General features: G+C 67.5%; 24 protein-coding genes, 1 other RNA gene and 1 riboswitch. Of the genes, 23 read left to right on the forward strand and 2 right to left on the reverse strand.

Going from position 1 to position 23,540, the window contains the following annotated elements; all coding sequences use genetic code 11:
- Positions 1–57 precede the first annotated feature (57 nt).
- An RNA gene (gene ffs, locus ACFC4D_RS37490) (signal recognition particle sRNA small type) lies at positions 58–152 on the forward strand.
- 127 nt (positions 153–279) lie between these two features.
- Positions 280–1,578 (forward strand): aminotransferase class I/II-fold pyridoxal phosphate-dependent enzyme, encoded by a 1,299-nt coding sequence (locus ACFC4D_RS37495; RefSeq protein WP_364637284.1) that lies wholly within the window; start codon positions 280–282, stop codon positions 1,576–1,578.
- Positions 1,579–1,640: 62 nt separating this feature from the next.
- Here the strand turns inward: ACFC4D_RS37495 and ACFC4D_RS37500 are convergent, their stop codons facing one another.
- Positions 1,641–2,459: a methyltransferase domain-containing protein gene (locus ACFC4D_RS37500; RefSeq protein ID WP_376070581.1), complete on the reverse strand. Its 819-nt coding sequence runs from the start codon at positions 2,457–2,459 to the stop codon at positions 1,641–1,643.
- 97 nt (positions 2,460–2,556) lie between these two features.
- Between ACFC4D_RS37500 and ACFC4D_RS37505 the strand changes: the two genes are divergently transcribed.
- The 19 genes from ACFC4D_RS37505 (at position 2,557) to ACFC4D_RS37595 (ending at position 20,601) form a co-directional block, all read left to right on the forward strand.
- Positions 2,557–3,135, forward strand: coding sequence for an HhH-GPD-type base excision DNA repair protein (locus tag ACFC4D_RS37505; RefSeq protein ID WP_376070584.1), 579 nt, complete (start codon positions 2,557–2,559; stop codon positions 3,133–3,135).
- 118 nt (positions 3,136–3,253) lie between these two features.
- Positions 3,254–3,958, forward strand: coding sequence for a hypothetical protein (locus ACFC4D_RS37510; RefSeq protein WP_376070586.1), 705 nt, complete (start codon positions 3,254–3,256; stop codon positions 3,956–3,958).
- A gap of 133 nt (positions 3,959–4,091) precedes the next feature.
- Entirely contained in the window at positions 4,092–4,799 is a 708-nt protein-coding gene (locus ACFC4D_RS37515; RefSeq protein ID WP_376070589.1) for a hypothetical protein, read from the forward strand.
- Between the two features lie 163 nt (positions 4,800–4,962).
- A complete protein-coding gene (locus tag ACFC4D_RS37520; RefSeq protein WP_376070592.1) occupies positions 4,963–5,664 on the forward strand; it encodes a hypothetical protein in 702 nt (233 codons plus the stop codon).
- A 163-nt stretch (positions 5,665–5,827) separates the two neighbouring features.
- Positions 5,828–6,379: a flavin reductase family protein gene (locus ACFC4D_RS37525; protein WP_364637296.1), complete on the forward strand. Its 552-nt coding sequence runs from the start codon at positions 5,828–5,830 to the stop codon at positions 6,377–6,379.
- A gap of 107 nt (positions 6,380–6,486) precedes the next feature.
- Positions 6,487–6,572: riboswitch (SAM riboswitch) on the forward strand.
- A 10-nt stretch (positions 6,573–6,582) separates the two neighbouring features.
- Entirely contained in the window at positions 6,583–7,464 is an 882-nt protein-coding gene (locus tag ACFC4D_RS37530; RefSeq protein ID WP_375961986.1) for an amino acid ABC transporter permease, read from the forward strand.
- Positions 7,461–8,225 carry an amino acid ABC transporter ATP-binding protein gene (locus ACFC4D_RS37535; RefSeq protein ID WP_376070595.1) on the forward strand — a complete coding sequence of 255 codons (765 nt, stop codon included), beginning with the start codon at positions 7,461–7,463 and terminating at the stop codon, positions 8,223–8,225. The genes ACFC4D_RS37530 and ACFC4D_RS37535 overlap by 4 nt, the downstream gene beginning before the upstream one ends.
- 27 nt (positions 8,226–8,252) lie before the next feature.
- Positions 8,253–9,233 (forward strand): transporter substrate-binding domain-containing protein, encoded by a 981-nt coding sequence (locus tag ACFC4D_RS37540; RefSeq protein WP_376070597.1) that lies wholly within the window; start codon positions 8,253–8,255, stop codon positions 9,231–9,233.
- A 4-nt stretch (positions 9,234–9,237) separates the two neighbouring features.
- A complete protein-coding gene (locus ACFC4D_RS37545) occupies positions 9,238–10,308 on the forward strand; it encodes an LLM class flavin-dependent oxidoreductase (protein ID WP_375961994.1) in 1,071 nt (356 codons plus the stop codon).
- Positions 10,305–11,969: an ABC transporter substrate-binding protein gene (locus ACFC4D_RS37550; protein WP_376070600.1), complete on the forward strand. Its 1,665-nt coding sequence runs from the start codon at positions 10,305–10,307 to the stop codon at positions 11,967–11,969. The genes ACFC4D_RS37545 and ACFC4D_RS37550 overlap by 4 nt, the downstream gene beginning before the upstream one ends.
- Before the next feature lie 5 nt (positions 11,970–11,974).
- Positions 11,975–12,934 (forward strand): ABC transporter permease, encoded by a 960-nt coding sequence (locus tag ACFC4D_RS37555; protein WP_375961997.1) that lies wholly within the window; start codon positions 11,975–11,977, stop codon positions 12,932–12,934.
- On the forward strand, positions 12,927–13,145 hold the full coding sequence (locus tag ACFC4D_RS37560; protein ID WP_364637308.1) for a hypothetical protein: 219 nt from the start codon (positions 12,927–12,929) through the stop codon (positions 13,143–13,145). Before ACFC4D_RS37555 ends, ACFC4D_RS37560 begins: the two co-directional genes overlap by 8 nt.
- Positions 13,138–14,043, forward strand: coding sequence for an ABC transporter permease (locus ACFC4D_RS37565; RefSeq protein ID WP_376070603.1), 906 nt, complete (start codon positions 13,138–13,140; stop codon positions 14,041–14,043). The genes ACFC4D_RS37560 and ACFC4D_RS37565 overlap by 8 nt, the downstream gene beginning before the upstream one ends.
- Positions 14,040–15,689 (forward strand): dipeptide ABC transporter ATP-binding protein, encoded by a 1,650-nt coding sequence (locus tag ACFC4D_RS37570; protein ID WP_376070606.1) that lies wholly within the window; start codon positions 14,040–14,042, stop codon positions 15,687–15,689. Before ACFC4D_RS37565 ends, ACFC4D_RS37570 begins: the two co-directional genes overlap by 4 nt.
- A complete protein-coding gene (locus tag ACFC4D_RS37575) occupies positions 15,689–16,795 on the forward strand; it encodes an LLM class flavin-dependent oxidoreductase (RefSeq protein ID WP_376070608.1) in 1,107 nt (368 codons plus the stop codon). Before ACFC4D_RS37570 ends, ACFC4D_RS37575 begins: the two co-directional genes overlap by 1 nt.
- An 8-nt stretch (positions 16,796–16,803) precedes the next feature.
- Positions 16,804–18,168 carry an NtaA/DmoA family FMN-dependent monooxygenase gene (locus ACFC4D_RS37580; RefSeq protein ID WP_376070611.1) on the forward strand — a complete coding sequence of 455 codons (1,365 nt, stop codon included), beginning with the start codon at positions 16,804–16,806 and terminating at the stop codon, positions 18,166–18,168.
- Complete coding sequence (locus tag ACFC4D_RS37585; RefSeq protein ID WP_376070614.1) at positions 18,165–19,001, forward strand: DUF1684 domain-containing protein; 837 nt, start codon at positions 18,165–18,167, stop codon at positions 18,999–19,001. The genes ACFC4D_RS37580 and ACFC4D_RS37585 overlap by 4 nt, the downstream gene beginning before the upstream one ends.
- Positions 18,998–20,131: an LLM class flavin-dependent oxidoreductase gene (locus ACFC4D_RS37590; RefSeq protein ID WP_376070617.1), complete on the forward strand. Its 1,134-nt coding sequence runs from the start codon at positions 18,998–19,000 to the stop codon at positions 20,129–20,131. The genes ACFC4D_RS37585 and ACFC4D_RS37590 overlap by 4 nt, the downstream gene beginning before the upstream one ends.
- 230 nt (positions 20,132–20,361) lie before the next feature.
- A complete protein-coding gene (locus tag ACFC4D_RS37595) occupies positions 20,362–20,601 on the forward strand; it encodes a hypothetical protein (RefSeq protein WP_364637322.1) in 240 nt (79 codons plus the stop codon).
- Between the two features lie 104 nt (positions 20,602–20,705).
- Here ACFC4D_RS37595 and ACFC4D_RS37600 read toward each other — a convergent pair whose 3' ends face one another.
- Complete coding sequence (locus tag ACFC4D_RS37600) at positions 20,706–21,980, reverse strand: ROK family protein (protein ID WP_364637324.1); 1,275 nt, start codon at positions 21,978–21,980, stop codon at positions 20,706–20,708.
- 558 nt (positions 21,981–22,538) lie between these two features.
- Here ACFC4D_RS37600 and ACFC4D_RS37605 point away from each other — a divergent pair.
- Positions 22,539–23,306 carry a GntR family transcriptional regulator gene (locus tag ACFC4D_RS37605; protein WP_376070620.1) on the forward strand — a complete coding sequence of 256 codons (768 nt, stop codon included), beginning with the start codon at positions 22,539–22,541 and terminating at the stop codon, positions 23,304–23,306.
- Positions 23,306–23,533 (forward strand): ferredoxin family protein, encoded by a 228-nt coding sequence (locus tag ACFC4D_RS37610; RefSeq protein ID WP_067574315.1) that lies wholly within the window; start codon positions 23,306–23,308, stop codon positions 23,531–23,533. The genes ACFC4D_RS37605 and ACFC4D_RS37610 overlap by 1 nt, the downstream gene beginning before the upstream one ends.
- Positions 23,534–23,540: the final 7 nt, after the last annotated feature.

The raw sequence follows: 23,540 nt of genomic DNA on the forward strand, positions 1-23,540 counted from the left end.
GCAAAGGATCGTAACGACCCCCGGCGGCGCGGGTGTTCTCGAGCCGCTACACTGGCTGACGGATCCAGCGCGGCGCGCATCCTGTGAACTCCCCCAGGGCCGGAAGGCAGCAAGGGTCAACGGGCTCTGCCGGGTGCGCTGGGTCCCCTTTAATTTTCGGGGTGTGCGGGGACGTATATAGCTCCCCACCGGCCGGTGCTACCAAGTAACGTGACCAGTTGGGTCGCGCATGCGCGCGGCCCGCACACATTGCCCCTAGCCCCTGGAAAGGCTGCACTGATGCCTCGGCAGACGCAGATCGGTTTGATGAGCCATGCGGAACTCGTATCCGAACACGAGACGCAGACCGCGAACTACGCGAAGCTCAAGACCGAAAAGCTGACGCTGGACATTACCCGCGGTAAGCCCGCGCCCGAGCAGCTCGACCTGTCGCTGGATCTGCTCTCGCTGCCGGGCAATGACGACTACCGCGACGGCAACGGCACCGATGTGCGCAATTACGGTGGCCTGCACGGGCTTCCGGAGCTGCGCGCCATCTTCGGCGAACTGCTCGGCATTCCGGTGTCGAATCTGCTGGCCGGGAACAATGCCAGCCTGGAGCTCATGCACGACGTGATCGTGTTCTCGATGCTGCACGGCAACGCCGATTCGGTCCGGCGCTGGGTGGACGAGCCGGTCATCAAGTTCCTGTGTCCCGCACCGGGTTACGACCGGCACTTCGCCATCACCGAATCGCTCGGTGTGCAGATGATCCCGATTCCGATGGATCACGACGGCCCGGATGTGCACGCCATCGCCGAACTGGTGGCCACCGACGCGAGCATCAAGGGTCTGTGGGCGGTGCCGAACTACTCCAACCCGACCGGTGTCACCTTCTCCGAAGCCATTACCCGCGAACTGGTTTCGATGCCGACGGCCGCGCCGGACTTCCGCCTGTTCTGGGACAACGCGTACGCGGTGCACCCGCTCACCGATGCCGCGGATCCGGTGCTGGACGTGCTGGGTCTGGCGGCCGCGGCCGGAAACCCGAACCGCCCCTACGTCTTCGCCTCCACCTCGAAGATCACCTTCGCGGGTTCGGGCGTGAGCTTCTTCGGTTCCTCGACCGCGAACCTGGACTGGTACCTCAAGCACGCCGGTAAGAAGAGCATCGGCCCGGACAAGGTGAATCAGCTGCGCCACCTGCGTTTCTTCGGTGATGCGGAGGGTGTGCGCACGCATATGCAGAAGCATCGCGCCATCCTGGAGCCCAAGTTCAAACTGGTGCTGCGCATTCTGGAGGATCGCCTCGGTGCGTCGAAGATCGCGTCCTGGACCGAGCCCAAGGGCGGCTACTTCATCAGCCTGGATGTGCTGGAGGGCACCGCGACCCGGGTGGTGGCGCTGGCCAAGGACGCGGGTATCGCGCTGACCCCGGCGGGTTCGTCCTACCCGTATGGAAAAGACGTGGAGGACAAGAACATTCGCATCGCCCCCAGCTTCCCGTCGCTGGGTGAGCTGGAGAAGGCGATGGACGGCCTGGCCACCTGCGTGCTGCTCGCGGCCACCGAGAAGATCCTGAGCCTCAGCGGCGAATAATTCGCAATGAGAAAGGCGCGCACCGGAATCCGGTGCGCGCCTTTGCTTTTGCCGAATATTTCCTATGCGGGCTTATGTGCCAGCACGGCGAAGATGGTCACCGACAGGTGGATGTCACCGCTGGCCGCCCCGGCCTCCAGATCGGCGATGAGCTGATCACGCTGCTGTTCGGTGATGGAGCCGCGCGCCACGGACATATCCGCGATCCGCGCCACCAGCGCACCCGCGCCGATGCCGCCGTCCTGAATCAGTGCGTGCGAACCGATATCGTCGACGACCAGTCCGGCCGCGGTGAGCTGTCCGGCGAGCCGCCGCCCCGCGAACGGATTGGTGGTTCCGGCGATCATGGTTTCGATCACCTCGTGCACGACGGCGCGATCGCCCGGGTGCACGACCGCCGTGCCCCAGTCGCTGTCCATCACGACCACGCGCCCACCGGGCTTGAGCACCCGGGCGATCTCCCCGGCCGCGCGGGCGGGCGAGGTCAGATGCTGGAAGACCCGCTCGCACAGGGCGACATCGAAGGTCTCACTGCCGAACGGCAGCCCGTAGGCGTCGCCGGAGACGAATTTGGCGGTGGATCCGGACTGGCGCACGCGCCGTTCGGCCTCGGCCAGCAGTCGCGGATCGGGCTCGACGCCGAGCGCGGATCCGGTCGGGCCGACCCGGTCGGCGAAGGTGAATACTTCGGATCCGGTGCCGGAGCCGATATCGACGGCGCTTTCGCCGGGCTGTACCGCCAATGCGTCCTGCGCCCAGTTCCGCAGTCGGCGCACGCCGGGCAGCGCGGCCTGCAAGTCCTGGACATCGACCAGTTGATCCTGGCCGTCGCGATCGAACCGATCCGGTTTCGAGCCGGATCCGAGGCCGTCGTGCGGCACGGTTCCCACTGAAGAATTAGCCATGGTGTCGGGCATGGGGCCGACCCTACTCGTGACCCGCGTCACCGCAACGCGGACCGGGTGGGATGATCGAGCCATGGTGAGCCGCGCTGTGTGTATCGCTCAAGAACCCGCCGCCGACGCCCTGCTCTCGGCGGACGATTTCGCGCTTTTGGTGGGTATGACCCTGGATCAGCAGTTCCCGATGGAGCATGCGTTCCGCGGCCCGCAGAAGATCGCCGATCGGATGGGCGGCTTCGACATCAATAAGATCGCCGCCGCCGATCCCGCCGAATTCGAGGAGTTGGCCGCCACCCCGCCCGCCATTCACCGCTACGGCCGCTCCATGGCCCGCCGCGTGCAGGAGCTGGCGCATTTCATAGTCGAGAACTATGACGGCGACACCTCCGGCCTGTGGACGGCCGGAGATCCGGACGGCAAGGAAGTCCTGAAGCGCCTCAAGGCCCTTCCGGGCTTCGGCGATCAGAAGGCCCGAATCTTCCTGGCGCTCTTGGGCAAACAAAAGGGTTTCACCGGTAAGGGCTGGCGCGAGGCCGCTGGCGCTTACGGTGAGGACGGCTCCCGGCGTTCGGTGGCCGATGTCGTCGACGCCGAATCACTTTCTCAGGTAAGGGAATTCAAGAAGCAGGCCAAGGCCGCCGCCAAGTCGAAGTAGTCCCCGGTACGCCGGCCCGATCGAATCAAGCTGGTTTTTAACCTCTGGTAATCGGGTCGGTTGCTTAATGCTTGCCGCCATCAGTTCGTTTCAGGCAGTGGTGAGGGAAGCAGTACCAATGAAGATGAGGAAATTCGCCGGGGTCGCGGCCCTTTTGATAGGCGCGATCGGCGTGACGACCGGGACCGTGGCAGCGGCCCCGGCGCAGGCCGATGCGGGTGCGATCAACTACAGCGCCACCAATACCAACACGAACACGGTCATCACGACCGATGCCGGATCCTTGGTGGTCGAGGACGGCGTGTTCAAGGTGAAGGCGGCCAACGGCACCACGGTCGCGGGTACCGAATTGAGCTTCCGGGTGGACGATTTCGTCTTCCCGATCGCGGCGGAGATCAAGGATCGGACGGCGACCCTGACACCGCAGTTCGATCAGGCGCACGCGGTGTACAAGCCGGTCGCCCTGCCGTATGAGAACCAGGCCCCGTGGAAGACCGAATACGACCGTGAGCAGGCCGCCTGGAGCCGTCTGACCAGCACCATCAGTGCGGGCGCCACCATCGGTACCGCAGTCGGCGGCATCGCCGGCGCGGCCATCGGCTGCGTGCTCGGCGGTGCGGTGAGCGCGACCCTGACCGGTGCGCTGACCGCCATGTTCGGTGCGCTCCCGGCCGCCGTGGTCGGCTGCATCGCGGGTGTTGCCGCGGTCGGCTTCCTGGGCACCCTGGTGGGTCAGCTGTTCATCACCGCGCCGGTCGCGATTCTCGCCGCGGCGCAGTACTTCACAACCATCAACACCCCGTTCGTCGCCCCCGGTAAATAATTCGGGGCGGTTTGCCCGAGGTTGCCGCGACAGTGTTCATGTTCGCGGCATCCTCGGGCAATCTCATGTTCGCGTCAACGGGTTTCGATTCCCTCGTTCCCCCTGCGGATCCCTGATGAGGAAAACCGAAAAAATGCTTTCGAAGAAATTCGCCGCCACCGCGGCGCTGGTGATCGCTGCTCTCGGCGTCGCCACCGGTACTGCGGGAGCTGCCCCCGAGGCCGCCGACGCCGGTGCCATCAACTACACCGCCACCAACACCGATACCAACACGGTCATCCGGACCGACGCCGGTTCCATGGTCGTCGAGGACGGTGTCTTCAAGATCAAGGCCGCCAACGGCACCACCGTGGCCGGCACCGAGCTCAGCTTCCGGGTGGATGACTACGTCTTCCCGATCGCCGCGGAGATCAAGGATCACACCGCGACCCTGACCCCCGAATTCGTCGCGGACAAGGGTGTTTACAAGCCCATCAACCTGCCGTACGAGAACCAGGCTCCCTGGAAGTCGGATTACGACCGTGAGCAGGCCGCCTGGAACCGCATGACCCAGACCATCACCATGGGCGCCACCATCGGCACCCTGGTCGGCGGCATCGGCGGCGCGGCTGTCGGTTGCGTCATCGGCGGCGTCGCGGGTGCGGTGCTGACCGGCGCCCTGACCGCCATGTTCGGTGCGCTCCCGGCGGGCATCGTCGGCTGCATCGCCGGCATGAGCGTCATCGGCTTCCTGGGCACCCTCGCGGGCCAGATCCTGGTGACCGCTCCGGTCGCGATCATCGCCGCGTTCAACTACTTCACCACGATCAACCAGCCGACGCTGCAGGCGCCGGCGAAGTAGTTTCCACGGTTTCACAGTTCCGCGGCACGGCCCCCGCTCACACAATTCGAGCGGGGGCCGTTGCTGTCAATACTTCGAATCATCAGGGTTGCAAGACTCCCGCCCGGCCCTGTCTTGCTCGATGCTTGCCGACGCACTGCACGAGAGATGAGGGAAGCAGTACATGAAGATGAGTAAATTCGCTGCTGTCGCCGTTTTGGTGACGGCAGCTCTTGGCGTGTCCGCGGGCACGGTCAATGCCGCTCCTGAATCGGATTCGGCCGCAATCAATTTCACGGCCACCAATTCCCAGACGAATACGGTCATTCACACCGATGCGGGTTCGCTGGTGGTCGAGGACGGTGTGTTCAAGATCAAGGCCGCCAATGGCGCCACGGTCGCGGGTTCCGAACTGAGTTTCCGGGTGGACGATTTCGTCTTCCCGATCGCGGCCGAGATCAAGGATCGCACCGCGACCCTGACCCCGGAGTTCGATGTCGACAAGGCTGTCTACCAGCCGGTCGCGCTGCCCTATGAGAACCAGGCTCCGTGGAAGACCGACTACGACCGTGAGCAGGCGGCCTGGAACCGCCTGAAGGACACCGTCGCGATGGGCGCCACCATCGGCACCCTGGTCGGTGGCATCGGCGGCGCGGCCGTCGGCTGCCTCATCGGCGGCGCCACCCTGGCCACCGTGACCGGTGCGCTGACCGCCATGTTCGGCGCCCTGGGCGGCGCGGTGTTCGGCTGCATCGTCGGCATGAGCGTCATCGGGTTCCTCGGCACCCTGGCGGGCCAGCTGTTCGTGACCGCCCCGGTCGCGATTCTGGCTGCCGCGCAGTACTTCACCACCATCAACCAGCCCTCGGTGCAGCCCGCCAAGTAGTCCGGACGCATCCGTTCCACCGATGGTCCCGGCCGGAACGGATGGCACCGCGAGGATGGATGAACCCGCTCGGTCGAACGACCGAGCGGGTTCGTCGTATTTCCTTGCGATCTCCGTGAATCCAATGCTGTCCGGAGTGCGCCCGCGGTGGTGCACTGGGGTGATGGGTGAGCTGACCTCGATTCGCGGCGATGCGGCCGCACTCACGACGGTGGATGGGGCGGATCTGCGAAAGACCTTCGCGCACTTCCCCAGTGGAGTGGTGGCGGTCTGCGCACGGATCGGCGGGGTGCCGCACGGCATGGTGGTGAGCACCTTCGTGCCGGTATCGCTGGATCCGCCGCTGGTATCGCTGTGCGTGCAGTACTCCTCGGAGACCTGGCCGCGGCTGGAGAAGGCGTCGCTGCTGGGGCTGAGCCTGCTCGGTACCGAGCAGCAGGCCGCGGCGCGCAGTCTGAGTTCGCGCAGCGGTGACCGCTTCCGGGATGTGGAGCTGCGCAGCGGGCACGGCAATGCCGCGTTCATCGCGGGCGCCAGCGCCTGGCTGGAAGCCTCTGTGCACGAACAGGTTCCGGCGGGCGATCACGCGGTGGTGCTGTTGCGGGTGCACCGGCTGACCGCGCATCCCGATACCGAGCCGCTGGTGTTCCACCGCAGCGGATTCCGTTCGCTGCACGACGGCGCGCCGCCGGGACTGACCGAGGCCGCCAGCTGACCGGCCGGGACGGCGTGCGGTGGAGCCGCCGAGAGATACTGCCGCGCCATTGAATTCACGTTGATCCGGACCGGCGACAGTCGCCGCACCGGCTCGTAACGTCATCCTCACCATCCAGAGCGACCGAGAGACCTGGCTCGTAGAAGTCGCAGCAACCCCCCGAATCGGGTGCTACCGCCGGGACCGATGGAGGACAGATCCACATGAGTACCCTTGCCGCGCCGCCCGATTCCCGGGAGGAGGACGCACATCATGACGACGGCGCGCTGACCGTCGCACCCACCCGCCATCCCTGGCGCTGGGTCGTCGGCGGCATCGCGCTGCTGCTGGTCGCGCAGTTCGCGCACGGCCTGGCCGTGAATCCGGGCTGGGACTGGTCCACGTTCGCGCAGTACATCACGGCCGCCTCGGTGCTCTCGGCACTGAAGGTGACCATCGAGCTGACGTTCTGGGGCACCCTGCTCGGCTTCTTCATCGGCGTCTGGCTCGCGATCGGGCGGCTGTCGAAAAATCCGGTGCTGCAAGCCATTTCGTGGGCCTACATCTGGTTGTTCCGGTCCATTCCGCTGATCGTGCAATTGCTGTTCTGGTTCAATATCGCGTACCTGTACAAGACGCTGTCGCTGGGCGTGCCGTTCGGACCGGCGTTCTACACCTTCGATGTGAATGGTGTGATCAGCGGATTCACCGCCGCCGTCATCGGTTTGGCATTGCATCAGGCCGCGTATTCGGCGGAAATCATTCGTGCCGGGATCATTTCGGTGGATCAGGGCCAGTGGGAGGCGGCCAGATCGCTCGGTTTGCCCTGGCGCAGGCAGTTCTTCGGGGTGATCGCGCCGCAGGCCATGCGCGGGATTCTGCCCAATGCCGCCAATGAGGTGATCAGCCTGTTCAAGGGCACCTCGATCGTCTCGACGATGGCGATCGCGGAGCTGTTCTACCAGGTGCAGGTGATCTTCGGCCGCAATGGCCGGGTGGTGCCGCTGCTCATGGTGGCGACGGTCTGGTACATCGTGCTCACCTCGATCCTGAACGTCGCGCAGTACTACATCGAACGCCACTTCGCGAAGGGGAGCGAGCGATGAGCGAGTACGCCGTCGAATTGCGCGGCATCCGAAAGTCTTTCGGCGATCTCGAGGTGCTCGGCGGGGTGGATCTGGCGGTGCGCGCGGGTGAGGTGACCGTGATCCTCGGCGCGTCCGGCTCCGGGAAGTCGACCCTGCTGCGCACCATCAATCACCTGGAGAAGGTGGATGCCGGAACCGTCCGGGTGGGCGGTGAGCTGGTCGGCTACCGCCGCAAGGGTAATCGGCTGCACGAACTGCCCGAGCGCGAGATCCTGCGGCAGCGTTCGCGTATCGGTTTCGTCTTCCAGAACTTCAATCTCTTCCCGCACAAGACGGTTCGGGACAATGTGGCCTTCGCGCTGATCGGCGCGCAACGGCGGCCCAAGGCCGAGGCTCGCTCCGAGGCGCTGCGGTGGCTGGAGCGAGTCGGCCTGGCGGACAAGGCCGATGAGTATCCGCGCCGCCTGTCCGGCGGTCAGCAGCAGCGGGTGGCCATCGCCCGCGCGCTGGCGCTGCGCCCGCAGGTGCTGCTCTTCGACGAGCCCACCTCGGCGCTGGATCCGCAGCTGGTCGGCGAGGTGCTCGATGTCATCCGGGATCTGGCGCGGTCGGGTTCCACGCTGGTGATCGTCACGCACGAACTGGGTTTCGCCCGCGAGGTGGCCGACACCGTCGTACTGCTGGACGCCGGGCGAATAGTCGAGCAGGGCCCGCCCGCCCAGGTCTTCGACGATCCCGCGCACGAGCGCACCAAAGCTTTTCTCTCGCATGCGCTCTGACGCATTGCCTCTCAGTGAAGGATTGTCATGTCTTTGTCGAGTCGTCGCAGACGGATAAGCACCGCGCTCGCGGTCGCGATCCTGGGCCTGTTCGTCGGCGCGTGCGGTAACGGCGACGGCGGCGCGGACAGCACCCGCACCGTGAACGGCCTGACCTACGATCTGACCCCGCAGCAGTCCGGCCGCGTGCACGCGGACAAGGTGGATTCCATTGCCGCGCAGGTGCCCAAGGCGATCCGGGATCGCGGCACGCTGATCGTGACCGGTTCGGCGGCATCCGCGCCGCCGCTGCGCTTCCTGGCCAATGACGATCGCACCACGGTCGGCTCCGAGGTGGATTTCGCGAATCTGTTCGCCGACATCCTCGGCTTGAAAGTCGATCTGCGCACGGCGGATTGGGCGCAGAACTCGGTCAAGGTGGATTCCGGTGAGGTGGACGCCTTCATCTCCAATGTGACCGTCACCGAGGAGCGCAAGGAGAAGTTCGACTTCGCCACCTACCGCCTGGACAATCTCGCGCTGGAGGTGCCCAAGGACGCGACCTGGACCTTCACCGATCGAAAGTCGGTGGCGGGCAAGCGGATCGGCGTCGGCTCCGGCACCAATCAGGAGCAGATCCTGGTGCAGTGGAACGAGGCGAATATCGCCGAGGGCCTGCCCAAGATCGATATCGCCTACTTCCAGCAGATCACCGACTACTACCTGGGACTGTCCTCGGGCCGCCTGGACGGCTACCTGGGTCCGAACCCGTCGGCGCAGTACCACGCCGTCACCGCCGGTCAGACCAAGGTGATCGGCACCCTCTCCGGTGCGGGCGATGCCCTGCAGGCCGAGATCGGCGTGCTCGTCAAGAAGGACAACGGCCTGATCGGGCCGATCCACGAGGCCATCCAGTACGCCATCGACCACGGCCTCTACCAGAAGGTGATCGACCGCTGGGGTCTGAAGAACGAGACCGTGACGGCCTCCCGGATCAACCCGCCCGGCCTGCCGAAGAAGAAGGGCTGAGCACGTGAAATTCCTTCTCCTGACCCTGATCACGCACACCCCGGACCCGGTCACCGGCATCCAGGAGTCACCCCGGCAGCGGTTACGGCGGGTGATCGACAGCGCGCGCCTGGCCGAGGATCTCGGCTATGACGGTTTCGCGGTGGGGGAGCGGCACGAGGATCCGTTCATCTCGGCCGCACCGCCGGTGGTGCTCAGCCATATCGCCGCCGTCACGAATCGGATCGCGCTGTTCACCGGTGTCACCACGCTCAGCCTGCTGGATCCGGTGCGCGCCTTCGAGGACTACTCGACGCTGGACAATCTCTCGGACGGCCGCCTGGAACTGATCATCGGCAAGGGCAATGGCGCGGCGCAGGCGCAGCTGTTCCACGTCACCACCGAGGATCAGTGGGAGCGCAATCGCGAAGGCTACGAACTGTTCCGGCAGCTGTGGGCCAGTGACAGCGTCACCTGGAGCGGTAAGTTCCGCCCGTCGCTGACCGAGGCGAAGGCGCTGCCGCGCCCGCTGCAACCGCGCCTGCGCATCTGGCACGGCAGCGCCACCAGCGAGGAATCCGCGGATTATGCGGCGCTGCACGGTGATCCGCTGTTCTCGGCGAATGTCACCTATCCGATCGAACCGTATGCGGCGCTGGTCCGGCACTACCGCGAACGCTGGGCGGCCTACGGGCATGATCCGGCGGAGGCGCTGGTGGGCGCGGGCACGGCGGGTTTCCTGGTTACCCGGGATTCGCAGGAGGCGCTCGATCTCTACCGCCCGATCTTCGAGGCCCGTAAGGCCGCGGCCGCGAAGTTCAATGTGCCCATCGTGTTCGAGACCGTCGAGGACTTCGCCGCTCGCTCGTCCGCCCTGCTCGGCTCGCCCGCGCAGGTGCTGGACAAACTGCACCGCTACCACGAGCAACTCGGTCACGAGGTGCTGCACCTGAGCGCCGACGCGGATGGCCGCACCGAGAAGCAGCACCGCGAAAGCCTCGAACTGTTCCAGGCGGAGGTGGCGCCCGAACTGCGCCACCGCATTCCGAGCCGTCCGCTCGGCGCCGATCGCTACCCCTCCGGAGATCCACAGTGAATTCATCCCCAGCCGTGCACACCGAGCCCGCCGGGGCGTCGCCGAGCCGATCGGCCGCGGCTCGCCTGCGGCGTCCGGTCGCCCTCGCCGGTGTCCTGGCCGCCGCGCTATCCCTGGCGGCGTGCGGTGGCGACGACGGTGCGGCCGCGTCCGGTCCGGCGCAGCCGGGCGGCACCCTGCGCTACGGTCTCTCGACGGCCCCGACCTGCTCGGATCCCGCACAGTCGGCGACCAATCAGACGCTGTACGTGACCCGGCAGATCGTGGATTCGCTCACCGATCAGGATCCGGCCACCGGTCAGATCCGGCCGTGGCTGGCGGACAGCTGGTTCGTGAGCCAGGACGCGCGCAGCTTCACCTTCCATCTGAAGGAGGGCGTCACCTTCAGCGACGGCACCCCGCTCACCGCGGATACCGTGCGCAAGAACTTCGATTCGATCGTCGCGCTGGGTGGGGTGAAGGCCCCGCAGGCCGCCAGCTTCCTGGCCGGGTACACCGGCAGCACGGCGGTGGACCCGCGCACCGTGCGGGTGGACTTCAACGCGCCGAATGCCCAGTTCCTGCAGGCATCCTCGACCACACAGCTCGGCATCCAGTCCGAGGCCACCCTCGCCAAGTCGGCCGATGACCGCTGCCTCGGCGGCAATATCGGCAGTGGCCCGTTCACCTACGCGGACTGGAAGCAGAACAGTTCCGCCACGCTGGCCAAGCGCAATGGATATCGCTGGGGCTCCGCGCTTTTCGCGACCCAGGGTGAGGCGCTGCTGGACAAGATCGTCTTCACCGTCGTGCCCGAATCCGGCGTCCGCACCGGCAGCCTGTCCTCCGGGCAGCTCGACGCGGTCAGTGACGCGCTGCCGCAGGACGCCCCGCAGATCGAGGGCGCGGGCGGCAAGGTGCAGTACACCGCCAATCCGGGTGTGCCATTCGGCTTGCAGCCCAACCTGACTCGCGGTGCGCTGCGCGATCCGGCGGTGCGCAACGCGCTGCTGACCGCCATCAATCGCAAGGAACTGGTGGACACCGTGCTGGGCCCGCAGTTCAAGTACGCGACCAGCGTGCTGGCCTCGGCGACCCCCGGCTATCTGGATCTGTCGTCCCGGGTGAAGTTCGATCAGGCCGCTGCGAAGAAGATTCTCGACGACGCGGGCTGGGTGCCCGGGGCCGACGGCATTCGGGTCAAGGACGGTCAGCGACTGTCCTTCGGCGTGCTGTTCTCCGCCGTATTCGCCGGTAACCAGGCGATTCTGGAGCTGACCCAGCAGCAGGTGCGCGGTGTCGGCATCGATCTGCGGCTGGAGCCGGTATCGGTCGCCGAGAGCACCACCCGGCAGAACAACAAGGATTACGACGTCGTCTACTACAACGTCAGCCGGGCCGACGGCGATATCCTGCGCCAGTTCGCGGTGAACGGCCGAAACCTCAACGCCCGCAGCGAGACCGACAAGCTGGATACGCTGCTGGATCAGCAGCTCGCGGCCACCGACAACGCCGTGCGCACCCGCCTGCTGGGCGAGGCGCAGAACGCGGTGCTCGACGACGGCCTGTGGATCCCCACCATCGAGCTGTCCCAGGCGATCGGCGTCGGCAAGAACGTCGCGGACATCAAGTTCGACGCCTCGGCGCGCCTGCAGTTCCACGACGCCGGACTGCGACGGTAATCGCCATGCGCCGGTACGTGATCGGACGGATTCTGCAGGCGGTGCTCGTACTGTGGGCGGCCTTCTCGCTGTCCTTCGTGGTGCTCTACCTGCTGCCCTCGGACCCGGTGGACATGGCCGCGAACGCGGCCGAGGGTCTGCCCACCGATGCCGCCGCCATCGCCGAGATGCGTGCCAGATACGGCCTGGATCAACCGATCTGGGTGCAGTACTGGCATGCCATCTCGCATGCGGTGCACGGGGATCTGGGGTATTCGATCAGTACCGGCCAATCGGTCACCGGCGCGCTCGCCGACGCATTGCCCTCGACGCTGGCGCTGGCCGCGCTCGCCATGGTGTTCGCGGTGCTCGGCGGTACCGGGCTGGCCGTCGCGGCGGCGTACACCGAGCGGCCGCGATTGCGGATCCTGCTCACCGCGCTGCCGCCTCTGGGCGCGTCCATGCCGCAGTTCTGGGTGGGATTGCTACTGCTGCAACTGTTCTCGTTCCGGTTCAAACTGGTGCCCGCGTTCGGCGGCACCGGATTCGCGGCGACCATCCTGCCCGCGATCACGCTGGCGCTGCCGGTGGGCGCGGTCATCGCGCAGGTGCTGTACTCCAGCCTGGTCACCACCTGGCGGCAGCCGTTCGTGGAGGTCGCCTTCGCCAAGGGCGCATCGCGCTGGTGGGTGCAGCTGCGGCATGTGCTGCGCCCGGCCGTCGCGCCCGCGCTGACCGTGGCGGGCCTGTGGGTCGGCACCGTACTGGCCGGATCGGTGGTCACCGAGACGGTGTTCTCCCGGCCCGGAATCGGCCGCCTCACCCAGCAATCGGTGCTGTACCAGGACATTCCGGTGGTGCAGGGCATCGTCGTGTTCGCCTCGCTGGTGTTCGTGACGGTCAACCTGCTCATCGACCTCGCCTATCCGCTGCTCGATCCCCGGGTGGCACAGCGCAGTTCGCGTAAGGAGTCCGCGCATGCCTGAGATCTTCTACCTGCTGGCGGTCCTGACCGTCGCCCTCGGCGGCCTGTCCCTGCTCACCAGGACGCGGCCGGATACCGAGGTCGCCGGGAGTCACAGCGCGGCAGCCGAACCCGCGCGCCCGCCGCGACTGCGGGTGATCACCCTGACCCACGCGATGCTCGATCCGGGCATGGCCTACTGGTTCACCGGCGATGAGGTCAACGATGTCTGAGGCCCTCACGCTGGGCGCGCCCAGCGCAGCGCCCGAGACCGGCCGCCGCACCGGAATCCAAGCGGTCCAGAGTGTTTCGGCACGCCGGGCGCTCACCTGGTTGCGGCGGAACTACGGCCTGGTCGTGGCCGGTGTGATCCTGCTGCTGGTGCTCGGCTGGGCAGCGGTTCCCGGTGTATTCGCCAGTGGCGATCCGCTGCACGGGATTCCGGCGCAGAAGCTGCGCGGTCCGAGCGCCGAGCACTGGTTCGGCACCGACAACCTCGGCCGCGATCTCTACACGCGCATGGTGCACGGTGCGGGACTCTCGCTCAGCGCCACCGTTTTCGCGGTGCTGCTCGGCCTGGTCATCGGTTCGCTCGTGGGCCTGGTGGCGGGTACCGCGGGCGGTGCGGTCGACAGCGTGATCATGCGCGTCACCGATGTGCTGCTGTCGATTCCGGATCTGCTGGTCTCACTGGCGCTGATCACCGTGCTCGGCATGGGCACCCGCAATGTGGCACTGGCCGTGGGTATTTCGCTCATCGCCCGGTTCGCCCGGGTGATGCGCGGTGAGGTGCTGCGGGTGCGCCGCGCACCGTACGTGGAGGCCGCGTTCGCCGCCGGCGTGCGCTGGCCGGTGGTGCTGTTCCGGCATGTGCTGCGCAACGCCTACGGGCCGGTGGCCGCGCTCGCGGTGATCGACTTCGGGATGGCGGTGCTTTTCGTGGCCTCACTCAGCTTCCTCGGGTACGGCGCGGTGCCGCCCACCCCGGAATGGGGCTCGCTGGTCTCCGAGGGCCGGAACTTCCTGGCCACCGCCTGGTGGCTGACCACCCTGCCCGGCCTGGTGATCATCGCCCTGGTGCTCGCCACCCAGCGCATTGCCCGCGCCCTGCACAAGGACAACGCCCGATGAGCGACGCACTGCTGAGTATCAGCGATCTGCAGGTGGAGTACCGGGGGAGCACCGGGACCACCGTCGCGGTGGACGGCGTCTCGCTCGAGGTGCGGGCCGGGGAGACGGTCGCGCTGGTGGGCGAATCCGGTTCCGGTAAGTCGACCCTCGCGCACGCGGTGATCGGCCTGCTGAACGGCGGGGTGATCACCGGCGGTTCCGTCGACTTCGACGGACAGCGCCTGGATCAGGCGAATAAACATGCCCTGCAGGCGATTCGAGGCGCGCGCATCGGCCTGGTGCCGCAGGATCCGGGCACCGCGCTGAACCCGGTGCTGCGCATCGGCGATCAGGTGGCGGAGGTGCTGCGCATTCACGGCCGCGCCGACCGCCGCACCGCGCATATCGAGGCGGTGCGGATTCTCACCGAGGCCGGACTGGACCGGCCCGAGACGCGGGCGCGCCAGTATCCGCAGGACCTGTCCGGCGGACAGCGCCAGCGCGTGCTGATCGGCATCGCGCTGGCCTGCGCGCCCGAACTGGTCATCGCCGATGAGCCGACCAGCGCTCTCGATGTCACCGTGCAGCGCCGGATCCTGGACCATTTGGCCAGTCGCACCGCCGAATCCGGTAGTTCGGTACTGCTCATCACGCACGATCTGGCGGTCGCCGCCGAACGCTCCGATCGCATCGTGGTCATGCAGCACGGGCGCGTGGTCGAAACCGGCGATACCGCAGAGGTTCTCGGCAATCCACAACACGAGTACACCCGGCGGCTGATCGCCGCCGCACCCAGCCTCGTTACCGAACTCCCGCCGCGCCCGGAGCTCGCGGACCGCACACCGCTGCTGTCGGTGAACGGGCTGCGCAAGGTCTTCTCGATCGGGCACGGCGTCTCACTCACGGCGGTCTCGGACGTATCGTTCGAGGTGGCGCGCGGTGAAACCCTCGCGGTGGTAGGCGAATCCGGTTCCGGCAAGTCCACCACCGCGCGCATCGCGGCGCGGCTGGAACAGGCGGACGCGGGCGTCGTCACCTTCGACGGCCGGGAGGTCGGCGGGCTGCGCGGGGCGAAGCTGCGCGAGTTCCGCCGCCGCGTCCAGGTGGTCTATCAGAATCCCTACGTTTCGCTGAACCCGAAGCTCAGCATCGCGCGGATCATCGCGGAACCGTTGCAGGCCTTCGGGATCGGGGATCGCAAGTCCCGGCGGGAGACCGTCGCCGAACTGCTGGATCAGGTGGCGCTGCCCGCCGCATACCTCGATCGCCGCCCCGCCGAACTCTCCGGCGGACAGCGCCAGCGCGTCGCCATCGCCCGTGCACTGGCGCTGCGCCCGGACCTGCTGGTGCTGGACGAACCTGTATCGGCCCTGGACGTCTCGGTGCAGGCGCAGATTCTCGACCTGCTCGAACACCTCCAGACCGAACTGAATCTCGCCTACCTGTTCATCTCGCACGATCTCGCGGTGGTGCGCCGCCTCGCCGATCGCGTCGCGGTGATGCGGCAGGGCGTCATCGTCGAAACCGCGACGACCGCAGCACTATTCGACAATCCCGTGCACGAGTACACCCGGGAGCTGCTCGCCGCCGTGCCCCGCGCCGGGGCGGCCGATGCGGCAGCCGCCGATGCTCCCGCCCTGCTCACCCCTCTCGAAAGGACAGCGTGATGCCGCAATCCGCACCGCTGCTGCTGGGCCTGGAACTGTCCGGCACCGGCGCGCACCCCGCCTCCTGGCGGCGCGCGGATTCACGCGCCGAGGAGCTGTTCACCGGCGGCTACTGGGTGGACGCATTGCGCGCCGCCGAGCACGCGGGCTTCGATCTGGCGTTCCTGCCGGACTCGTTCGCGCTCCAGGCCGCGGGTGCGACCGGCCGCCTGGACGCGGTCGCCATCGCGGCCCGCGCCGCCGCCGCGACGCAGCGGATCGGCCTGATTCCACAGGCCCCGGTCACCCATACCGAACCCTTCCATCTGTCCAAAGCCATTGCGAGCCTGGACTTCGCGTCCTACGGCCGTGCGGGCTGGGAGGTCACCGTATCGGCGGACGGCGAGGCGAAACTGTTCGGCCGCAAGCCCGAACAGGATGCGCACTCGCGCTGGTTCGAGGCCGATGAAGCCATCGAAGTGGTTGCCCGCCTGTGGGATTCGTGGCAGGACGATGCCGAGATCCGGGATATCGCGACCGGGCGTTTCATCGACCGCGATCGGCTGCACTACATCGATTTCGTCGGCGACAACTTCTCGGTGAAGGGGCCCTCCATCACCCCGCGCCCGCCGCAGGGACAGCCGCCGGTCACCGTGCGCGCCGCCGATTCGCACAGTGCCCGGCTCGCGGTGCACCGCGCCGACCTGATTCGCGTCACCGCCCAGGATCTGGACGCGGCCGCCGCGCTGCGCACCGAACTCCGCACGGCGGTGGCCGCCGCCGGTCGCGATCCGAATCAGGTGCGAATACTGCTGGATATCGATATCCACCTCGCCGTGAACGCCGATGACGCCGCCGTGGAGGTGTCGCAGTTGGAGGACTGGATCGCCACCCCCGCACCCGGCACGTTCTTCCACATCGGCTCCGCCGCGGAACTGAAGGATCTGCTGGACCGGATCGACACCGACTGCCACGCGGACGGCGTCGTACTGCGCCCGCTGGCCCTGCCCGCCGCGCTGCCGTACCTCGCCGAGCTGACCGCCGGTATCCCGGCCGATTCCGGCACACCCACGCTGCGAGATCGCCTCGGGCTGCCGCGCCCCGTCAATCGCTACCTGAACGCCTGAGGAGAGCCATGCCGGAACAGCGGATACGTAAGCAGATCCACCTCGCCGCCCACTTCCCGGGCGTCAACCACAACACGGTGTGGACCGACCCGAATTCGGGCAGTCAGATCGATTTCGACTCCTTCGTACACCTGGCGCGTACCGCCGAACGCGGCCTGTTCGACTTCTTCTTCCTGGCCGAGGGCCTGCGCCTGCGCGAACAGCGCGGCCGCATCCACGATCTGGACGTGGTGGGACGGCCGGACACCTTCACGGTGCTCAACGCGCTCGCGGCGGTCACCACGCATCTCGGGCTCGCGGGCACCATCAACACCACCTATAACGAACCCTTCGAACTGGCACGGCAATTCGCATCGCTGGATCATCTGTCCGGCGGTCGCGCGGCCTGGAACGCGGTCACCTCCTCGGACGCCTTCACCGGCGAGAACTTCCGGCGCGGCGGCTATCTGGAGCACGCCAAGCGGTACACCCGCGCCAACGAGGTGATCGAGGCGACCCGCGCGCTCTGGGACAGCTGGCCCGCCGATGCCCTCGTGGTGGATCGCGAGCGCGGCGTCTTCGCCCAGCCCGCACCCCGGGTGCGCTTCAGCAGCGATCAATTCGATATCGACGGCGACTACGTGCTGCCGCGCAGTCCACAGGGCTATCCCGTGCAGATCCAGGCCGGAGACTCCGATGACGGTCGCGAATTCGCCGCCGCCAAGGCCGATGTCATCTTCAGCGCGCACGGCGAGCTCGAGGACGGGCAGCGCTTCTACACCGACGTCAAGGATCGCCTGGCCAAATACGGTCGCGCCCGCGACGATCTGAAGATCCTGCCCGCCGCCGGATTCGTGCTCGGCGACACCACCGAGGAAGCCGCCGCGAACGCGAAACGCATTCGCCGCCAACAGGTCACCCCGCAGACCGCGATCGCCTTCCTGGAGCAGGTGTGGGGCCGCGACCTGTCCGAATACGATCCCGAGGGCCCGCTGCCCGATATCGATCCGGTCGACAATGCCGACATCACCCGCGGCCGAGTGCGGCATGCCAAGGATCCGCGCGCGGTGGCCGAAGCCTGGCGCGCCAAGGCGGCGGCCGAGCACCTCAGCATTCGCGATCTGATCATCGAGACCACCGCGCGCCAGCAGTTCGTCGGCACGCCCCGCGAGGTCGCGGTGGCCATCGATCACTACGTGCAGAGCGATGCCGCCGACGGTTTCGTGCTGGTCCCGCATCTCACCCCCACCGGCCTCGACGAATTCGTCGACAAGGTGATCCCCGAACTCCAGGAACTCGGCAGCTTCCGCACCGAGTACACCGGCCCCACCCTGCGCGACCACCTCGGTCTGCGCCACCCGCACCGCAGCACCGAAGGAGTACGCGCGTCATGACCGCCATCGTCACCGAATTCGAACAGCAGTGGGCCACCTGGCAATCCGAGCGGGACGCCTGGGCGCGGCAGCCCCTGGGCTGGCTCAGCCTCACCGGACTGCACTGGCTCGGCAATGCCGACGAGACCGTGCCGGGGCTGCCGGGCCGCTGGCGCGCGGATGCCGAAAACGTCTACGTCACAGCGGAATCCGACACCGCGAACCCGGCGGGGGAGGGCGTGGCGACACCCCTGACCCGCGACGGCGCGGTACTGTCCGGCAGCACCGTCCTCACACCCGGTGAAGGCGCGCCCGGCCTCGAAGTGCGCCACGGCGATCGGCTCATCGAAGTCATCCGCCGCAGTGGGCAATTCGCGCTGCGCGTGCACGATCCGGCCGCACCGTCCCTGGCGGCGTTCACCGCGATCCCGGCCTACGCGCCCGATCCGCGCTGGGTGGTCACCGGCCGGTTCACCCCCTTCGAGGTGGCGCGCGTGGTCACCACCGGCGCGGTCGTGGCGGGGCTCGAACACCACCATGTCGCCACCGGCACGGTCACTTTCGAGCTGGACGGGACCGAACACACGCTGGTCGTGTTCGGCAACCAGACCTCCGGCCTGCACCTGCTCTTCACCGACGGCACCAGCGGCGTCACCACCTACGGCGGCGCGCGCCGCCTCGATCTGCCCCGCCCGGCCGCCGACGACACCCTCACCATCGACTTCAACCGCACGGCGAACCTGCCCTGCGCCTTCACCGATTACGCGACCTGCCCGGTCGCCCCGCCGCAGAACCGTCTCCGGGTGGAAATCACGGCGGGCGAACAGGATCCGCGCAAGGGGCAGGCGCTATGACCACTCCGCTCTCGGTCCTGGACCTCTCGCCGATCAGCGCGGGCTCGGACGCCCGGCAGGCGCTGCGCAACACCATCGATCTGGCCCGGCAGGCCGAACGCTGGGGCTACCGGCGCTTCTGGATCGCCGAACACCATTTCGTGAATGTGGCCAGCTCGGCATCCACCACCCTGATCGGCCTCATCGCCGCCGCCACCGAATCCATTCGGGTCGGCACGGCGGCGGTGCAGCTGGGGCATCACACCTCGGCTGCCGTGGTGGAGGCGTTCGGCACCGTGGACGCGCTCTACCCGGGCCGCCTGGATCTGGGTCTGGGCCGCTCCGGTCACCGTGGCGCACAGATCCGTTCCGCCGGGGTGCCGCCGGTGCCGAAGCAGGACCGGCGCACCGAGGTGCGCGACGGTGTGGTGCTGCCGCCGCCCTTCAATCCGGGGCAACTGCTCGACACCTCCCGTATCGCAGCGGGTTTGGAGGCGCTCAGTCTGCCGGGCGCGCAACCGCTGCCGTATACCGAACAGGTACAGCAGATCCGGGACTTGCTGGCGGGCACCTATACGGCCAGCGATGGCGTGCACCTGCGGGCGTTCCCCGGTGAGGGCGCGGATGTGCAGCTGTGGCTGTTCGGCAGCAGCGGCGGTGAAAGCGCGCAGCTCGCAGGCGAATTGGGACTCCCGTTCGCGGCGAACTATCACGTGTCACCGGGCACCATCATCGAGACGGTGGAGGCGTATCGCGCCGCTTTCCGTCCCTCCGAACGCTTCCCGCGCCCCTACCTGGTGGTATCGGCGGATGTCGTGGTGGCAGAAGACGATGCGACCGCGCGGCACCTGGCCTCCAGCTACGGGCACTGGGTCTACAGCATTCGCAGCGGGGCCGGGGCGGCCGAGTACCTCGATCCCGCCACCGCTCCGGAGCTCTCGGATCATCAGCGCCGCCTGATCGATGACCGGGTCGCCACCCAGTTCGTCGGTTCACCGGGTTCGGTGGCCGAACGGCTGCGCGCCCTGCAACAACTCACCGGTGCGGACGAACTCGTGATCACCAGCGTCACCCACGATCACGCGGATCGCCTGAATTCGCACCGCCTGCTTGCCCGCGAATGGGGGTTGACCCACGTTCGCGCGGCGTGAATCCGCCGCCGCTCGCGAGCGAACGGGGACTCCGTGAGCGAGCGGCGCGGGAAAACCGCATCTGCGCCCTAGGGCCAACCCGCAGATGTGGTCGTCGAGCCGGGCCCGGACCGTGGACCGTCCGGGCCCGGCTCTTCCATGTTTCGAAACCTCTTGTGCCAGTCATGAAATGGTCACGATGCGACCTATTGAATGTGGTGCAGAGGTCATCGAACGATAGGAAAACCCCCATGAAGAAGACTCTCGCCGTCACCGCTCTCGCGCTCGCCGCCGCCGGACTGGGCGCGGGTGTGGCGCACGCCGAGGAGCTCCAGGTCGACGGCAGCTACGGCTCCGTGCAGGCCTGCGACGCCGACGGTTCCAACGGCAGCTTCCAGGCCGGTGGCGTCAACCTGCGCGGTGAGGATGGCTGGCGCTACCGCTGCGACCAGGGCAACGACGGTCTCTGGTACATGACCATCTTCCGCTGATCCGCCGCGCCGCCCGACGGGCGTAGGCGAGCCTGAAAAGGCTGCGGGACAAAGGAAAACGCCCGGCTGGGGACCATCCAGCCGGGCGTTTTCTGGTCGGTGGGTCAGCGAGCGGTGCGGGTGGCGCGGCGCATGGCCGAGACCGGATCGGCGTAGAACACGCTCAGCGAGGTGACCGCCGCCGCGAACTCCTGCACCCGGCCGCCGAAACGGCTGATGCGCAGATCCGCCGCCGGGAGCGTGGTGCTCTCCGCGAAAGCCTGTGCCACCCGCTCCATTCCGGGCCGGTAGCCGGTGAAAGCCTGACCGCCCAGCACGACTCGATCCGGGTTGAACATATCCCGCACCAGAGCCGCTGTGCGCCCGAGGATTTCGGCCCGCTCCAGCAGCAGATCCTTGGCCGCGGCCGAACCCGAATCCGCGGCCCGGTACAGATCGGTGATCACCGGGCGGCGCGGCGCCTCCGGCTTGGGCAGTACGCCGCGGCGTACCGCGCGCTCCAGGAAGAAGCGCTCACCGATGGTCGCCTCCAAGCAACCCTTACGGCCGCAGGTGCAATCGGCGTCCGAACCGGTCGGCAGATGCGCGATGGAACCCGGGCCGTTGGCGGGCGTGTGCACCCGATCATGCAGTGTCACAGCCACACCCGCGGTCTCCCGCGCGTAGATGTACAGGCTGGAACCCGGTCGCTGACCCTCACCCGGCTCGCGCCCGGCCAGTAGCAGTTCCGCGGCGGCCATGGCCTCCACGTGCGCGGACACCGACACCGGCAGATCCAGCACGCTGCTGAACACCGCCGCCACCGGCGCGGCCTGCCAGCCCAGGCGCGGATGATCCACCACACCGGCGGCCGGATCGACCCGGCCGGCCAGCGCCACACCGGTCCACAGCGGACGACGGCGCGGCAGTCGATCCAGGAAAGCCTTGGCACTGCGGGCCACTATGGTCAGCGCCGCGTCCTGACCCGTTTGGGGAGTGGCGATTTCGAGCCCGCCCAGAATCCGGCCGGACAGATCCGCTGCCACGATGCGGGTGAGCGTGGAACCGATGTGCACACCGAGCGTCACGAACGAATCGGTATCCACCTCGAACGGCACGCGGGGACGGCCGACCGCGCCGGAGGCGGTCAGATCGGCGCGCTCGCGCAGCAGTCCGGCCGTAAGCAGCGCCGACACTTGGCGATTCACGGTCGCGATGCTCAAACCCGTGCTCTGCGCGGCGATATCGCGGAAGATCGGGCCGCGTGCGGCGGCCCGCAGCACGGCCGCGGCGGGGTTGTCGGTAATGCGCAGCTCCGGCGGCACCGCGGGGCGGGCCGGGGCCAGGCGAGCGGTGGCGACGGTGCCGTGGGTACGTTTTTCAAGGGTGGGGCTGGTCATAATATGAAGTCCTTGCCGCGGTCCCGGCCTGGAAAAGGGGGGACGAGTGCCTACATGAAGAGATTCAGCGGTGCAGCGAGGAGGCCCGGACCCGGGAGCGAATCACGAAGGATTCGAGGCCGATCGGGGAATCAGAGCTCGGCTGCCTAGAAGCAGCGACAACAAAGTTCGCGTTGGCGAGGCAGCCGAACACCGAGCGCCACGGTCACATACGTGACCCGTGCGGCAGCGGTGCGATTGGCGGACATGGGTACAAAGTTAACATCCCGCTCAGGGCGAACGGAATCCGTTCTCCCATATCTCGAGAAATGAGTGCCTGCTCACTCCACCTCGTCGCGCCCGCGAGCACAGGTATTCCGATCACCGTGATTACAAGACTCAGCTGGTCGGCGCGGGGTGGCGCAATAGCCCTCCGAGCGCGGATCGCGGCAGGCCGGGCGCATGCGCGGGCGGCGCAAATCCGCAGCCCGTGCCGGGTGGCGTGCAGCGCTCGAGCGGTACCCTCCGGCGTCCCCGTTAAAGTCTGAAACCGCTGGTCAATGGCGGAAAGGAGATGACGTGACGCCGGAACCCACACCGCTGCGCACCCCCGCCCGCCGGGCCGATCGAGCCCGCCAGGTGGCCGATATCGTGCGCCAGCAGATTCACGCCGGGGCGATCGAGGATTCACTGCCCACCGAGCAGGAACTGGCCGCCGAATTCACGGTCTCGCGCAACACCGTGCGCGACGCCCTCGCCCTCCTGAAGGATGAGGGGCTGATCGAGCGCGCGCCCAAGATCGGCACGCACGTCGCACGCCGCAAATACGACCACGGGCTGGACGCGCTGCTCGGGTTGAAGGAAACCCTGCGCGGCCACGGTGAGGTGCGCAATGAGGTGCGCGCCGCCACCCGCACCACCCCGCCGCCGGCGGTTGCCCGCAAATTGCGGCTCGCACCGGGCGAACCCGCCGTATATATCGAGCGGCTGCGCTGGTTCGGTGATCTGCCTCTCAGTCTCGATCTCACCTACCTCGTCCCGGATATCGGCGATGAGGTCATCACCCGCGATCTGGAGACGAACGACGTGTTCGCACTCATCGAACAGATCAGCGGCGGCCCGCTCGGCTCCGCCGACCTGGCCCTGGAAGCCATTACCGCCGACACCCATTCGGCCGCCACCCTCCAAATGCCCGAGGGCGGCGCCCTGCTGTTGCTGGAACGCCTCACCAAACTCGACGACGGCCGCCCCGTCGATCTCGAATACATCCGGATGCGCGGCGACCGGATCACCATGCGCGGCAGCCTCACCCGGCCGCCCGAACGCACCGATTGGAGGCTGACCTGATGGCACTGGTCAATCAGCGCGCCGACGTCCCCGTCACCATCGACGAATCCCTGTGTATCCAGGGCTGCACGCTCTGCGTGGAGATCTGCCCGCTCGACTCGCTGGCCATCAATCCGGAAAACGGTAAGGCCTTCATGCACGTGGACGAGTGCTGGTACTGCGGCCCGTGCGCCGCGCGCTGTCCCACCGGCGCCGTCACCGTCAATATGCCCTACCTGCTCCGCTGAAGGACCA

Source organism: Nocardia sp. NPDC056000, from assembly GCF_042269265.1.
In the GTDB taxonomy this organism is placed as follows: domain Bacteria; phylum Actinomycetota; class Actinomycetes; order Mycobacteriales; family Mycobacteriaceae; genus Nocardia.

Bases quoted from the DNA above. Each gene is read 5' to 3' on its own strand.
- ACFC4D_RS37495 (WP_364637284.1), top strand. From the start codon at position 280: ATGCCTCGGCAGACGCAGATCGGTTTGATGAGCCATGCGGAACTCGTA.
- ACFC4D_RS37505 (WP_376070584.1), top strand. From the start codon at position 2,557: ATGGTGAGCCGCGCTGTGTGTATCGCTCAAGAACCCGCCGCCGACGCC.
- ACFC4D_RS37510 (WP_376070586.1), top strand. From the start codon at position 3,254: ATGAAGATGAGGAAATTCGCCGGGGTCGCGGCCCTTTTGATAGGCGCG.
- ACFC4D_RS37515 (WP_376070589.1), top strand. From the start codon at position 4,092: ATGCTTTCGAAGAAATTCGCCGCCACCGCGGCGCTGGTGATCGCTGCT.
- ACFC4D_RS37520 (WP_376070592.1), top strand. From the start codon at position 4,963: ATGAAGATGAGTAAATTCGCTGCTGTCGCCGTTTTGGTGACGGCAGCT.
- ACFC4D_RS37525 (WP_364637296.1), top strand. From the start codon at position 5,828: ATGGGTGAGCTGACCTCGATTCGCGGCGATGCGGCCGCACTCACGACG.
- ACFC4D_RS37530 (WP_375961986.1), top strand. From the start codon at position 6,583: ATGAGTACCCTTGCCGCGCCGCCCGATTCCCGGGAGGAGGACGCACAT.
- ACFC4D_RS37535 (WP_376070595.1), top strand. From the start codon at position 7,461: ATGAGCGAGTACGCCGTCGAATTGCGCGGCATCCGAAAGTCTTTCGGC.
- ACFC4D_RS37540 (WP_376070597.1), top strand. From the start codon at position 8,253: ATGTCTTTGTCGAGTCGTCGCAGACGGATAAGCACCGCGCTCGCGGTC.
- ACFC4D_RS37555 (WP_375961997.1), top strand. From the start codon at position 11,975: ATGCGCCGGTACGTGATCGGACGGATTCTGCAGGCGGTGCTCGTACTG.
- ACFC4D_RS37560 (WP_364637308.1), top strand. From the start codon at position 12,927: ATGCCTGAGATCTTCTACCTGCTGGCGGTCCTGACCGTCGCCCTCGGC.
- ACFC4D_RS37565 (WP_376070603.1), top strand. From the start codon at position 13,138: ATGTCTGAGGCCCTCACGCTGGGCGCGCCCAGCGCAGCGCCCGAGACC.
- ACFC4D_RS37570 (WP_376070606.1), top strand. From the start codon at position 14,040: ATGAGCGACGCACTGCTGAGTATCAGCGATCTGCAGGTGGAGTACCGG.
- ACFC4D_RS37575 (WP_376070608.1), top strand. From the start codon at position 15,689: ATGCCGCAATCCGCACCGCTGCTGCTGGGCCTGGAACTGTCCGGCACC.
- ACFC4D_RS37580 (WP_376070611.1), top strand. From the start codon at position 16,804: ATGCCGGAACAGCGGATACGTAAGCAGATCCACCTCGCCGCCCACTTC.
- ACFC4D_RS37585 (WP_376070614.1), top strand. From the start codon at position 18,165: ATGACCGCCATCGTCACCGAATTCGAACAGCAGTGGGCCACCTGGCAA.
- ACFC4D_RS37590 (WP_376070617.1), top strand. From the start codon at position 18,998: ATGACCACTCCGCTCTCGGTCCTGGACCTCTCGCCGATCAGCGCGGGC.
- ACFC4D_RS37595 (WP_364637322.1), top strand. From the start codon at position 20,362: ATGAAGAAGACTCTCGCCGTCACCGCTCTCGCGCTCGCCGCCGCCGGA.
- ACFC4D_RS37600 (WP_364637324.1), bottom strand. From the start codon at position 21,980: ATGACCAGCCCCACCCTTGAAAAACGTACCCACGGCACCGTCGCCACC.
- ACFC4D_RS37610 (WP_067574315.1), top strand. From the start codon at position 23,306: ATGGCACTGGTCAATCAGCGCGCCGACGTCCCCGTCACCATCGACGAA.